At 71.7% G+C, this 12,283-nt stretch carries 12 protein-coding genes; 11 read left to right on the top strand and 1 reads right to left on the bottom strand.

All coding sequences use genetic code 11. The features are described 5' to 3' along the window. Positions 1 to 87 precede the first annotated feature (87 nt). From hisF to hisI, 3 genes are read left to right on the top strand one after another with little or no spacing between them, the layout of a single operon-like run. On the top strand, positions 88 to 861 hold the full coding sequence (gene hisF / locus ACFWW9_RS43525) for an imidazole glycerol phosphate synthase subunit HisF (protein ID WP_390389063.1): 774 nt from the start codon (positions 88 to 90) through the stop codon (positions 859 to 861). Beyond that, a complete protein-coding gene (locus tag ACFWW9_RS43520; protein WP_390389061.1) occupies positions 861 to 1,250 on the top strand; it encodes a hypothetical protein in 390 nt (129 codons plus the stop codon). Before hisF ends, ACFWW9_RS43520 begins: the two co-directional genes overlap by 1 nt. Next, on the top strand, positions 1,250 to 1,588 hold the full coding sequence (gene hisI, locus ACFWW9_RS43515) for a phosphoribosyl-AMP cyclohydrolase (protein WP_390389058.1): 339 nt from the start codon (positions 1,250 to 1,252) through the stop codon (positions 1,586 to 1,588). The genes ACFWW9_RS43520 and hisI overlap by 1 nt, the downstream gene beginning before the upstream one ends. Here hisI and ACFWW9_RS43510 read toward each other — a convergent pair. Then, the gene (locus ACFWW9_RS43510; protein ID WP_390389055.1) at positions 1,578 to 2,183 is read right to left on the bottom strand and encodes a TetR family transcriptional regulator; all 606 of its coding nucleotides are present in this window, start codon (positions 2,181 to 2,183) and stop codon (positions 1,578 to 1,580) included. The two genes, hisI and ACFWW9_RS43510, sit on opposite strands and share 11 nt — an antisense overlap. A 106-nt stretch (positions 2,184 to 2,289) precedes the next feature. Here ACFWW9_RS43510 and ACFWW9_RS43505 point away from each other — a divergent pair, with 106 nt between their 5' ends. The 8 genes from ACFWW9_RS43505 to ACFWW9_RS43470 all read left to right on the top strand — a co-directional run bounded on the left by ACFWW9_RS43505 (position 2,290) and on the right by ACFWW9_RS43470 (position 11,793). Then, positions 2,290 to 3,837 (top strand): anthranilate synthase component I, encoded by a 1,548-nt coding sequence (locus ACFWW9_RS43505; RefSeq protein ID WP_390389054.1) that lies wholly within the window; start codon positions 2,290 to 2,292, stop codon positions 3,835 to 3,837. Positions 3,838 to 3,850: 13 nt separating this feature from the next. Further along, complete coding sequence (locus ACFWW9_RS43500; protein WP_390389051.1) at positions 3,851 to 4,327, top strand: Trp biosynthesis-associated membrane protein; 477 nt, start codon at positions 3,851 to 3,853, stop codon at positions 4,325 to 4,327. A gap of 232 nt (positions 4,328 to 4,559) precedes the next feature. Then, entirely contained in the window at positions 4,560 to 5,369 is an 810-nt protein-coding gene (gene trpC / locus ACFWW9_RS43495; RefSeq protein ID WP_390389050.1) for an indole-3-glycerol phosphate synthase TrpC, read from the top strand. A 22-nt stretch (positions 5,370 to 5,391) separates the two neighbouring features. After that, complete coding sequence (gene trpB, locus ACFWW9_RS43490) at positions 5,392 to 6,642, top strand: tryptophan synthase subunit beta (RefSeq protein ID WP_390389048.1); 1,251 nt, start codon at positions 5,392 to 5,394, stop codon at positions 6,640 to 6,642. Further along, positions 6,639 to 7,430, top strand: a complete 792-nt coding sequence (gene trpA, locus ACFWW9_RS43485; protein ID WP_390389047.1) for a tryptophan synthase subunit alpha — start codon at positions 6,639 to 6,641, stop codon at positions 7,428 to 7,430. Before trpB ends, trpA begins: the two co-directional genes overlap by 4 nt. Positions 7,431 to 8,661: 1,231 nt before the next feature. Continuing rightward, on the top strand, positions 8,662 to 9,732 hold the full coding sequence (gene lgt, locus ACFWW9_RS43480) for a prolipoprotein diacylglyceryl transferase (RefSeq protein WP_390389045.1): 1,071 nt from the start codon (positions 8,662 to 8,664) through the stop codon (positions 9,730 to 9,732). Positions 9,733 to 9,769: 37 nt separating this feature from the next. Then, a complete protein-coding gene (locus tag ACFWW9_RS43475) occupies positions 9,770 to 10,435 on the top strand; it encodes a response regulator transcription factor (protein ID WP_390389044.1) in 666 nt (221 codons plus the stop codon). Further along, positions 10,435 to 11,793 carry a sensor histidine kinase gene (locus tag ACFWW9_RS43470; RefSeq protein ID WP_390389043.1) on the top strand — a complete coding sequence of 453 codons (1,359 nt, stop codon included), beginning with the start codon at positions 10,435 to 10,437 and terminating at the stop codon, positions 11,791 to 11,793. The genes ACFWW9_RS43475 and ACFWW9_RS43470 overlap by 1 nt, the downstream gene beginning before the upstream one ends. Positions 11,794 to 12,283: the final 490 nt, after the last annotated feature.

The following is a 12,283-nucleotide window of genomic DNA, read 5'->3' as shown; positions in this document are numbered from 1 at the left end:
GCACCGACCCCTCGGTCGATCCCGACCTGAAGGACTTCGTGCCCGCCCTCACCGACCTGCTGTTCGCCTGACCGTAGGCTGGTCGGCATGTCCGTCGCTGTGCGTGTCATCCCCTGTCTCGACGTCGACCGCGGTCGGGTGGTGAAGGGGGTCAACTTCACCAACCTCGTCGACGCCGGTGATCCCGTCGAGTTGGCTCGCGCCTACGACGCCGAGGGTGCGGACGAGTTGACCTTCCTGGACGTCACGGCGTCCTCTTCGGACCGCGAGACCACGTTCGACGTCGTCCGCCGCACGGCCGAGCAGGTGTTCATCCCGCTCACGGTCGGCGGCGGGGTTCGCAGCCCCGAGGATGTCGACAAGCTCCTCCGCGCGGGCGCCGACAAGGTCGGGGTGAACACGGCGGCGATCGTGCGGCCCGAACTGCTCGGCGAGTTGTCGCAGCGGTTCGGGGCGCAGTGCATCGTGCTGTCGGTGGACGCGCGGCGCGTGCCCGAGGGGGAGAGGCCGACGGCGTCCGGGTTCGAGGTCACCACGCACGGTGGGCGCAAGGGGACCGGGATCGACGCCGTCGAGTGGGCGGAACGGGGGCAGGCGCTCGGGGTCGGCGAGATCCTGCTGAACTCCATGGACGCCGACGGGACGAAGGTCGGGTTCGACCTCGAACTGCTGCGGCTCGTGCGCAAGGTCGTGGACGTGCCGCTGATCGCCTCCGGCGGGGCCGGGGCCGTGGAGCACTTCCCGCCCGCGGTCGAGGCCGGGGCGGACGCCGTGCTCGCGGCGAGCGTCTTCCACTTCGGGCAGTTGCGGATCTCCGAAGTCAAGGACGGGCTGCGTCAGGCCGGGGTCATGGTCCGGTGATGCCGAACTCGACCGGCCGGTCGTCCACGCCGCCCGAGGTGCTGATCGCGTCGATCGTCGCGGCCGGTGGCGCGCTGCTGTTCCTGCTGGTGGGCGTCATCCGCTGGCAGGTCGACGGCGACGCGGGCTGGGTGCGGTTCCCGGCGATCGTGGCCGTGCTGGAGATCGCCATCGCGGCCGGGTTGATGGTGGGTTTCCGGCCCGCGCGGATCACCGCGATCATCGTGTTCCTGCTGCTCGCGCTGCTGCACCTGCTCGCCACGCTCAACACCGGCCCGGTGTGGGTCCGCGTCGTGTCCGGCGTGCTGTCCGCCGCGCACGTCTACGGCGTGGTGCTGCTCAACACCGCCCCCGCGCTGGTGCACCTCAAACGAAGGGGGATCCGCTGATGCTCGACCCCGCTGTCGCCGCCAGGCTCAAGCGCACGGCCGACGGGCTGGTGTGCGCGGTCGTGCAGCAGCACGGCACGGGCGAGGTGCTGATGGTGGCGTGGATGGACGACGCCGCCCTGGAGGAGACCCTCACGACCCGGCAGGCCACGTACTTCTCCCGCAGCCGTCAGCAGCGGTGGCGCAAGGGCGAGACGTCCGGCCACACCCAGTACGTGCACGAGGTGCGGCTGGACTGCGACGGCGACGCGCTGCTGCTCGTCGTCGACCAGGCCGGCGCGGCCTGCCACACCGGCGACCGCACCTGCTTCGACGCGGACGTGCTGCTCAAGGCGTGAGGTCGCCGGTCAGGTAGCGCTGGAGGTTCGGCGCCACGGCCGCCGCGAGCGTGTCGACGTCCACGGAGGCCAGCGGTTCGAACCGCAGCACGTACCGGACCATGCCCATGCCGATGATCTGCGTCGCGCACAGCGTGGCCCGCAGGTCGACGGCGTCCTCGCCCAGGTGTTCGGCGAGCTTGCCGAACACGTTGTGCAGGAAGAACTCGCGCAGCACGGTCGCGACGCCCTCGTGGCTGGTCACGCTGCGCACCAGCGCGGCGAACGGGCCGCCGCCGGTGGCGTCCCAGACGGCGATGAACGTGCGCACGATCCGGTCGCCGGTCTCCTCCGGCGGCCCGTCGAGCAGGCGGGCGACCAGCACGACCGGGTCGAACGGCAGTTCCAGGACGGCCTGCGCGAACAGGTTCTCCTTGGAGCCGAACCAGTGGTTCACCATGGCCGCGTCGACCCCCGCCTTGGCGGCGATGGACCGGACGGTGGCACCCTCGTACCCGCGTTCGACGAACACCTCGCGGGCCGCGTCCAGCAGGGCGGTCTTGGTGTCGGCTCCGCCTGCTCGGCGGCCGCGGCGCTTGGGTTCGGTGTTGGTCACCGTCCCATCATCCCGCCGGTCGGCCTAATTTTCAACAAACGATGAAATCCGGGGCACCCCGAAGCCCGAAGAGGTCGCGTATAGCCGGCCACGGCAGAATGGCCGCATGGTCAGCGTCATCGGTGCCGGTGCAGGCTCGGGTCTGGGCGACATCAGCCCCACCCGTGAGGAATTCCGCGAGCTCGCCACCGAACGCCGGGTCATCCCGGTGATCCGGCGGCTCCTGGCCGACGCGGAGACGCCCGTCGGCCTCTACCGCAAGCTCGCGGGGGACCGGCCGGGCACGTTCCTGCTGGAGTCCGCGGAGAACGGCCGCTCGTGGTCGCGGTGGTCGTTCGTCGGCGCGCGCTCCTCGGCCGCGCTCACGGCCACCGGCGGCGAGGCGTACTGGACCGGCGTCCGCCCGGTCGGCCTGCCCGAGGGCGGCGACCCGCTCCAGGCGTTGCGCGAGACCATCGAGGTGCTGCGCACCGACCGCCTGCCCGGCATGCCCCCGCTCACCGGCGGCATGGTCGGCTACATCGGCTACGACGCCGTGCGGCGGCTGGAGAAGCTGCCGACGCTCGCCGAGGACGACCTGAAGGTCCCCGAACTGGTGATGCTGCTGGCCACCGACCTGGCCGCGCTCGACCACCACGAGGGCACCGTCACGCTCATCGCCAACGCGCTGAACTGGGACGACTCGACCCGCAACGTCGACGCGGCCTACGACGACGCCGTGGCGCGGCTGGAGCAGATGACGCTGGACCTCCAGAACCCCGCACCGTCCACGACCGCCGTGTTCACCAGGGAGCGGCCGGAGTTCCTGCGCCGCCGCACGCCCCAGCAGCACCACGAGGTGATCGAGAAGGCCAAGGCCGCGATCCGCGCGGGCGAGGCGTTCCAGGTCGTGCTGTCGCAGCGGTTCGAGATGCGCACGGACGCCGACCCGCTGGACATCTACCGCGTGCTGCGCACGTCCAACCCGAGCCCGTACATGTACCTGCTGCGGCTGGACGACTTCGACATCGTCGGGTGCAGCCCCGAGTCGCTGGTGACGGTGCGCGACGGCAAGGCGACGACCCACCCGATCGCGGGCACCCGGTGGAGGGGCGTAGACGAGGAGGAGGACGCCTTGCTGCAGAAGGACCTCCTGTCCGACGAGAAGGAGCGCGCCGAGCACCTCATGCTCGTCGACCTCGGCCGCAACGACCTCGGCCGCGTCTGCAAGCCCGGCTCGGTGACCGTCGTGGACTTCTTCAAGGTCGAGAAGTACAGCCACGTCATGCACATCGTGTCCACCGTGACGGGTGAACTCCAGGACGGGAAGACGGCGTACGACGCCGTCGCCGCCTGCTTCCCCGCGGGCACGCTCTCGGGCGCGCCGAAGCCCCGCGCGATGGAGCTGATCGAGGAGCTGGAGCCGACGCGGCGCGGCCTGTACGGCGGTGTCGTCGGCTACCTGGACTTCGCGGGCGACGCGGACACGGCCATCGCCATCCGGACCGCGCTGGTGCGCGACGGCGTGGCGTACGTGCAGGCGGGCGGCGGGATCGTGGCCGACTCCGACCCGGTCGCCGAGGACAACGAGTGCCTCAACAAGGCGGGCGCGGTCCTGTCCGCCATCGCCACGGCGCAGACCATGAAGCCCGCCGCGAGTCCGACGAGTGTTTAGACGTCCACTGTGGATGGTGGTGCTCCTGCTGCTGGCGGGGGCGCTGGCGCTGTGGGGCGCTTCCGGGCTGACCTGGGCCACCGAGGCCGTGCAACGGCCGGGAGCGGCCGCCACGACGGTCGCGCGGTCCGGCTCGGACCTGGCGCCGCAGCTCGTGCCGCTGGCGGTGCTGTGCGCCGCCGCCGTTGCGGCCGTGATCGCCCTGTCGGGCTGGGTGCGGCGGGTGCTCGGCGGGATCGTGCTGGCCGCCGGGCTCGGGGCCGGGTACGTGGTCGTCGCGGCCGGTGGCGACCTGCCGCCGAGGGCGTTGGCGCTGCTCGGAGCCCTGCTCGTGGTGGCGGCGGGCGTGCTGCTCCTGGTGCGCGGGCAGGCCATGCCACGCCTGGGCGGCAGCTACCAGACGCCCGCCGCGGCGAAGCGGGCCACGGACCCCGACAAGGACCTGTGGCACGCGCTCGAACGCGGCGACGACCCCACCGATCGGGCCTGACCCGTGGCTGACGACGTGCTGACACGCGTGCGCCGCACGTTCGCGCACGTCGAACCCGTTGGTGCCCTGCGGAGCTGCTCGTATCGCGCCACCCCGGTGGCCGGTCGGATTGGCCGGCGGGGTTAGCATCCATGCGGCGGGAAGGGGATCGTGACGTGTGCGAACTTGCGACCGAGGTAGTTGGCAGTGAGGCACCGAATACCGGGCCGGCGAGCAAGTGCGAGGTGTCCGGGTGACCGTTCTCGAATCGATCATCGAAGGCGTTCGTGAGGACCTCGCCGTCCGCGAGGCGGCTCTGCCGTTCCCCGAGCTGCGCGAGCGCACCACCAAGGCCCCGCCGCCCCAGGACGTGATGTCGATCCTGCGCGCTCCGGCCGTGGGCGTCATCGCCGAGGTGAAGCGGCGCAGCCCGTCCAAGGGCGACCTGGCGGCCATCCCGGAACCCGCGGACCTGGCCATGGCGTACGAGGCCGGTGGCGCGAGCGTCATCAGCGTCCTGACCGAGGGACGTCGTTTCGGCGGCTCGCTCGCGGACTTCGACGCGGTCCGCGCGGCGGTCAAGATCCCGTTGCTGCGCAAGGACTTCATCGTCAGCCCGTACCAGGTGCACGAGGCCCGCCTGCACGGCGCGGACCTGGTGCTGCTGATCGTGGCGGCGTTGGAGCAGAACGCGCTGATCGCGCTGCTGGACCGGGTGGAGTCGCTCGGGATGACCGCGCTCGTCGAGGTGCACACGGCCGAGGAGGCCGACCGCGCGCTGGAGGCGGGCGCGAGCGTGATCGGCGTGAACGCGCGCAACCTGCACACCCTGGAAGTCGACCGGGACGTGTTCGGCCGCATCGCGCCGGGTCTCCCGTTCGAGACCATCAAGATCGCCGAGTCGGGCGTGCGCGGACCGGGCGACCTCATGTCGTACGCGGGCCACGGCGCGGACGCGGTGCTGGTGGGCGAGGGCCTGGTCACCGCGCCGGACCCGAAGGTCGCCGTGAACAAGCTCGTGACGGCGGGGTCGCACCCCGCCTGCCCACGACCCAGTCGTTAACCGGAACTCTGGAGGAGCGCGCATGTCGCCAGCCGGCACCCGTGGGAGCGGCCAGTTCGCCCCCACACCGCACGACCCGGACGAGCGGGGGCACTTCGGTCCCTGGGGCGGTCGGTACATGCCGGAGGCGCTCATCGCGGCGGTCGACGAGCTCGCCGTCTTCTACGAGAAGGCGCGCATCGACCCGGACTTCCTCGCGGAGTTCGCCCGGCTGCTCAAGGACTACGCGGGCCGTCCGTCGCTGCTGACCGAGGCGAAGAAGTTCTCGGCGCACGCGGGTGGGGCGCGGATCTTCCTCAAGCGGGAGGACCTGAACCACACCGGGTCGCACAAGATCAACAACGTGCTGGGCCAGGCGCTGCTCACCAAGCGCATGGGCAAGAAGCGCGTGATCGCCGAGACCGGGGCCGGTCAGCACGGCGTCGCCACGGCGACCGCGTGCGCGCTGATGGACCTGGACTGCGTCGTCTACATGGGCGAGGTGGACACCGAGCGGCAGGCGTTGAACGTCGCCCGGATGCGCCTGCTCGGCGCGGAGGTCATCCCGGTCAAGACCGGCTCGCGGACGTTGAAGGACGCGATCAACGAGGCGCTGCGCGACTGGGTCGCCAACGTCGAGGACACGCACTACCTGCTCGGCACGGCGGCGGGCCCGCACCCGTTCCCGCTGCTGGTGCGCGACTTCCACCGGATCATCGGCATCGAGGCGCGCGCCCAGATCCTGGAGCAGATCGACCGGCTGCCGGACGTCGTCGCCGCGTGCGTCGGCGGCGGCTCGAACGCCATCGGCATCTTCCACGGCTTCATCGACGACCCGGCCGTGCGCCTGGTCGGCCTGGAGCCCGGCGGCGACGGCGTGGAGACCGACCGGCACGGCGCGACGCTCACCAAGGGCCTCCCCGGCTCGCTGCACGGCGCGATGTCGTACGTGATGCAGGACGAGGACGGCCAGATCACCGAGGCGCACTCCATCTCGGCCGGTCTGGACTACCCCGGCGTCGGCCCGGAGCACGCGCACCTCAAGGACATCGGCCGCGCCGAGTACCGGCCGATCACCGACGCCGAGGCCATGGAGGCGTTCGCGCTGCTCTCGCGGACCGAGGGCATCATCCCGGCGATCGAGTCCGCGCACGCGCTCGCGGGGGCGATGCAGATCGGCCGCGAGCTGGGCGAGGAGGCCGTGATCCTGGTCAACCTGTCCGGGCGCGGCGACAAGGACATGGACACCGCGGTGAAGTGGTTCGGACTCGGCGTCGAGGGGGAAACCCGATGAGCAGGCTCGCTCCGGTCTTCGAGCAGTGCCGCGCGGAGTACCGCGCCGCCCTCCTCGGCTACCTGCCCGCCGGTTACCCGACCGTCGAGGGGTCCAAGGACACCCTGCTCGCGATGATCGACGCCGGGTGCGACGTGGTGGAGATCGGCCTGCCGTTCTCCGACCCGGTGATGGACGGGCCGACCATCCAGGTGGCCGCGGAGCAGGCGTTGAGCGCCGGGTTCCGGGTGCGCGACCTGTTCGGCGTGGTCGAGGCCGTCGCGTCGGCCGGGGGCAAGGCCGTCGTGATGACCTACTGGAACCCGATCCTGCGGTACGGCGTGGACAGGTTCGCCCGCGACCTGGCCGCGGCCGGTGGTCTCGGGCTCATCACGCCCGACCTGGTGCCGGACGAGGCCGCCGACTGGATCGCGGCGTCGACGGAGCACGACCTCGACCGGACGTTCCTGGTCGCGCCGTCGTCGACCGAGGAGCGCATCGACCTCACGGCCCGCTCGTCGCGCGGTTTCCTCTACGCGACGTCGGTCATGGGCGTGACGGGCGCGCGCGACGTGGTGTCGAACCTGGCTCCCGCGCTGGTCAAGAGGGTGCGCGAGCACACCGACATGCCCGTGGGCGTGGGCTTGGGCGTCCGGTCGGGCGCGCAGGCCGCGGAGCTGGCCGCGTACGCGGACGGCGTGATCGTCGGTTCGGCGTTCGTGACGGCCGCGGCCGAGAGCCCTGCCGCGGTGCGCGCGCTGGCCGAGGACCTGGCGACCGGCGTGCGGAGTGCCGTCGCACCTGCCTGACCTGCAACGACGCCGCCCCGGCCTGGTGCTGGGGCGGCGTTTGCATGTCCACGATCGAGTGAACCTCGGCCGCGATGGTCTCCCGAGCCCGGAAATTGTCGGCCCCCCTGAGGACAGTCGTCCCCATGAACCGAGATGTCGACCATGAGCGTCGAAGTGGGAGTGGTGTTGACGGGCGCGGCCGGGTAGGTGGGCCGAACAGTCCGGGCGGGGCTGCGCGGGGTGGTCGCGCGGGTGGTGGCCGACCTCGTGGAGATCGCCGACGCGGGGCCGGGTGAGCGGTCGGTGGTGCTGGACGTGCGCGACCAGGAGGCCGGTGGTCGCGGCGCCGGCCGGTGCGGACGCCATGGTGCACCTCGGCGGAACCCCGGACGAAGCGCCGCTGCCGCCACCGCTCCACCTGGCTGAGCCCACGTGACCGCATCGGCCACGTCAACGCCGCCCTTGACCGTTGCCGAACGCGCGCTTCAAGACCTTGACGCGGTCTCAGTGAACACCCGCAGCCACTCGGCTACACCCCACTGGACCACGCCGCCTGTTCGACATTCCCGGTGACTCCACCGGCGTCCAAGGCGGCCTCTACGCAGAACAGGAGTGCACCTTGGCCCGCCGTCACGTCGCGCGCGCCTAGAGGCTGGGGAGAACTCCGTTCGGAGTGCTGGGCAGGGGCAGGCCCGGTCCCTGTACCGCTGGGCTGCCTACCGCAGGCAGTTCGGTCGGAATCGCCCGACCGCAGTTCGCCTCTACATCGGCTAGACCTGGCCTGTTTATCGCGCGTGTTGTCCGGGGTGGCTTCTTCGTCTGCGTGCCGGCTCAGGCGAGTTCAGGGCAGGTCGTCCGCTGTGAGCTACCCGCGACTCCTCGGTCCGTTGCCGCCGCCAGCGGCCCGAACCGCCGGTGCACCGCGTGCGATCCGGCGCGCAAGACCGCCCTTCCCATCTCGGTCCCACCAGCCAGGCGGGATCGACTCCTGACCCACCACTATCCGATTCGAGGTGCCACCAAGTCCCACTTCGGCTGTGCCTCGCCCATCAGAGGCCGGTGACTTCCGTCCACCCGCGGGCGACGCCGCCTTCTGGTGCCCTGATTTTCCGCCGCTCCCCATCTCACCCTCAAGGAGGCCCACAAGGACATCACCCAAACCACACACCCCCACCGTTGGCGAGCGTCGTGCGGTAACGAATGGGGACTCTGACATCAGCCTGACGGGGTACCGGCTACGGTGGTCGCCGTGGTGACGACCTACGCGTCCGGCGCGTTCCTGGCGACGATCCCGAGCCCTTCGCAGGGTGTCTGGCAGCTCGGCCCCATTCCGCTGCGGGCCTACGCGCTCTGCATCATCGTGGGCATCATCGTGGCGATCTGGTGGGGTGAGCGCCGGTTCGTGGCGCGCGGTGGGCCCGCTGGGGCGGTGACGGACATCGCGGTGTTCGCGGTGCCGTTCGGCCTGGTCGGTGGGCGGCTGTACCACGTGGCGACCGACTACCAGAAGTACTTCGGCGAGGGCAAGAACCCGCTTGAGGCGCTGGCGATCTGGAAGGGCGGGCTCGGCATCTGGGGCGCTATCGCGCTCGGGGGTGTCGGGGCGTGGATCGCGTGTCGGCGGCGGGGGATCCCGTTGCCCGCGATGGCGGACGCGCTCGCGCCCGGCATCGTGCTGGCGCAGGCGATCGGTCGGCTCGGCAACTACTTCAACCAGGAGCTGTACGGCGGGCCCACCACGCTGCCGTGGGGTCTGGAGATCTACGAGCGCGTCGACCCCGCCACGGGGCTGAAGGACGACCTCGGCGGTGTCGCGATCGACCACACGCCGATCGACATCGTGCACCCGACGTTCCTCTACGAGCTGCTGTGGAACGTCGGCGTGGCGATCCTGATCGTGTGGGCGGACCGGAAGTTCCGGCTCGGGCACGGGCGGGTGTTCGCGCTGTACGTGGCCGGGTACACGGCGGGCCGGTTCTGGATCGAGCTGATGCGCACGGACACCGCGACCCTGGTGTTCGGGCAGCGGATCAACGTGTGGGTGTCGGTGCTGGTGTTCATCGGCGCGGTGATCGCGTTCATCCTGGCCAAGAGCCGAGGACCCCGCGAGGACCTGACGCTGGTGCCGCGCACGGACGCCGACAAGGACGCGGCCGGCAAGACCGACGCTGGGAAGACCGACGCCGAGAAGGCCGAGGCGGCGGACGAGAGCGCAGTGAAGGACGAGGCCGAGGTCGTGACGGTGCCGGACACGAAGCCGGACGTGAAGGCCGAGGAGAAGTCCGCCGAGGACAAGCCGTCGGTGGACAAGCCGGAGTGAGTCGGACGGGGCGGGGCGGCGCGCTTACCATCCCGTCATGCGCATCCTCGTCGTCGAAGACGACGACCGGGTGGCTCGTGGCCTCCTCACCGCTCTGCGGCACGCGGGCTACGAGGTCCACCGGGTCGGTACGGCCGCCGCGGCTCTGAAGGCTCCGGCCGCCGACGTGGTGCTGCTCGACCTCGGTCTGCCCGACGGTGACGGGCTCGACGTGCTGCGGGAGTTGCGGCGTCGTGAGGGCACCGCGGTGATCACCGTGACCGCCAGGGGCGAGGAGCGGGAACGCGTCCTCGGGCTGCGGGCGGGGGCGGACGACTACGTCGTCAAGCCGTTCGGCACGGCCGAGCTGCTGGCCCGCATCGAGGCCGTGCTGCGGCGCACCCGCACCGCGCGGGCGTCGTCGGAGTCCGAGCGGTCGTTGCGGCTGGGGCCGCTGGTGCTCGACGCGGCGACCCGTGTCGTGACGCTGCGGGACGTGCCGATGTCGTTGACGCGCAAGGAGTTCGACCTGCTCGCCCTGCTGGTGGGGCGGGCGGGCGCAGTGGTGAGTCGCGACGTGATCCTCGACCAGGTGTGGCAGTCGCACTGGGAGGCCCCGTCGCGGACGCTCGACACGCACATCGCGGCGCTGCGCGGGAAGCTCGGTGACGGTGTGCGGATCGAGACGATCCGCGGTGTCGGCTACCGGGCCACGGAGACCTGATGCTGCGGCGTCTGCTGATCCTCATCGTGCCCCTGCTGGTCGCGCTGGTGGCGGCGCTGGGTGTGCCGCTGGCGTTCGCGGTCGTGCAGGGGGAGACGCAGCAGACGTACCTGGACCGGCTCGGCGACGCCAGCCGGTTCGCCTCGCTCGCGGAGAACGCGCTCGCGTCCACGCGCCTCACCGCGTTGAAGGAGGAGCTGAAGCGCTACAGCGACCTCTACGGGGTCGCGGTCGCGCTGGTCGGCACGGACAACCGGGTGATCGCCGGTTCGGGGCTGCCGGTCGACCTCGACCAGCCCGATGTCGCGACCGGGTTGAAGGCGGCGTTCGGCGGGTTCCGCGGCGACACCGACCAGGCCGTGTGGCCGTGGGAGGACGTCCAGCTCGTCGTGGTCGAACCCGTGGGCCGGGACAGCGAGGTGGTGGCGGCGGTCGTCACGGTCTCGCCGACGGACCGGTTGCGCGGCTCGGTGCTGCGGCAGTGGGGGCTGCTCGGGTTGATCGGCCTGATCCCGATGATGGGCGTGGTGCTGGTCGCGTGGCCGATGTCGCGGTGGGTCCTGCGCCCGGTCCGGCGGCTCGACGAGGCCACCGCCGCCGTCGCGGGCGGTCGCCTGGACACCCGCGCCGACGAGGTCGGCGGCCCGCCCGAGCTGCGACGGCTCGCGCGGTCGTTCAACACCATGGTCGACGTCGTCAGCCGCGCTCTGCGCAGGCAGCGCGCGTTCGTCTCCGACGCCTCCCACCAGCTCCGCAACCCGTTGGCCAGCCTGCGGCTCGCGGTCGACAACCTCGCGCCGCACGTCTCCGGTGAGGGCCTCGAAGCGCAGCGCATCGCCGTCGACGAGGCCGAGGAGATGGGTCGCGTCCTCGACTCCCTGCTCGCCGCGACCAGGCTGGACAGCGCCTCGGCCGCCGAGCCGGTCGAGCTGGACGCCCTGCTCGCCACGCACGTCCCGGCGTGGCGCGCGCTCGCCGAACAGGCCGACATGTCCTTCACCGTCGACGTCCCGACCGGCATGGCCGTCCAGGCCCCGCCGGGTGGCTTGGGCAGCGTCCTCGACGAACTGGTCGGCAACGCCGTCAAGCTCTCCGGCGGCACCGCGGTCACCGTCGCGGCCTTCCCGGCAGGCCCGTGGGTGGAGCTGCACGTGACCGACGACGGCGGCGGCCTGTCCGCCGACGAGCGCACCGAGGCGGTGCGCCGCTTCTGGCGCTCGACCAAGCACCAGAACCTCGCGGGCACCGGCCTCGGCTTGTCGATCTGCGCCGAACTGGTCACGTCGGCGGGCGGCGAGTTCCGCCTCGACGAGGCCACCCCTCAAGGCCTCGACGCCGTGGTCCGCCTCCGCGCCTGACCACCAAACCCAACCCGCCACCGACCGGGGCACGAAGCCCCGGCCGGTGACGGATCCGGGCACCGGACTCACAGGTCCGGACCCGCCTACCCGTGCCCGGCCGGGGTTTGGGGCCCACCGACCGGACACGGGTCAGGTTGTGGCGACCGGCCACCTGCCGGGGTAGCGAGTCCCTTGCCTGGTGGCTGATCCGGGTTTCGGAACGGCCGGCTTGGACTCGGTGGCTGGTGGTCGGTCGGGTGTTGAGGTGCTGCGACCGGTTGCCGGCCGGGTTTGCCGATCGGCCGCCTGCCGGGGCAGCCAACTCCCCGGCAGGCGACCGGTCCGGGTTCTGGACCGGCCGCCCGGTGGCCGGTCGGGGTTCGGGGCCTGTCGACCGGTCACCGGTCAGGTTGTGGCGACCGGCCACCTGCCGGGGTAGCGAGTACCCCGGCAGGTGGTCGATACGGGCTTGGGACCCGTCTGCTGAGGGCCGGTCGGTGGCCTGGGG

It is taken from the genome of Umezawaea sp. NPDC059074, assembly GCF_042738955.1.
Taxonomy (GTDB): Bacteria; Actinomycetota; Actinomycetes; order Mycobacteriales; family Pseudonocardiaceae; genus Umezawaea.
The sequence above is the reverse complement of the archived record's forward strand: the minus strand, read 5'-3'. Positions and strand labels throughout refer to the sequence as shown.

Excerpts from the sequence above, each read along its gene's own strand:
- hisF (WP_390389063.1), top strand. The coding sequence starts at position 88 with ATGTCCGTCGCTGTGCGTGTCATCCCCTGTCTCGACGTCGACCGCGGT.
- ACFWW9_RS43520 (WP_390389061.1), top strand. The coding sequence starts at position 861 with ATGCCGAACTCGACCGGCCGGTCGTCCACGCCGCCCGAGGTGCTGATC.
- hisI (WP_390389058.1), top strand. The coding sequence starts at position 1,250 with ATGCTCGACCCCGCTGTCGCCGCCAGGCTCAAGCGCACGGCCGACGGG.
- ACFWW9_RS43505 (WP_390389054.1), top strand. The coding sequence starts at position 2,290 with ATGGTCAGCGTCATCGGTGCCGGTGCAGGCTCGGGTCTGGGCGACATC.
- ACFWW9_RS43500 (WP_390389051.1), top strand. The coding sequence starts at position 3,851 with ATGGTGGTGCTCCTGCTGCTGGCGGGGGCGCTGGCGCTGTGGGGCGCT.
- trpB (WP_390389048.1), top strand. The coding sequence starts at position 5,392 with ATGTCGCCAGCCGGCACCCGTGGGAGCGGCCAGTTCGCCCCCACACCG.
- trpA (WP_390389047.1), top strand. The coding sequence starts at position 6,639 with ATGAGCAGGCTCGCTCCGGTCTTCGAGCAGTGCCGCGCGGAGTACCGC.
- ACFWW9_RS43475 (WP_390389044.1), top strand. The coding sequence starts at position 9,770 with ATGCGCATCCTCGTCGTCGAAGACGACGACCGGGTGGCTCGTGGCCTC.
- ACFWW9_RS43470 (WP_390389043.1), top strand. The coding sequence starts at position 10,435 with ATGCTGCGGCGTCTGCTGATCCTCATCGTGCCCCTGCTGGTCGCGCTG.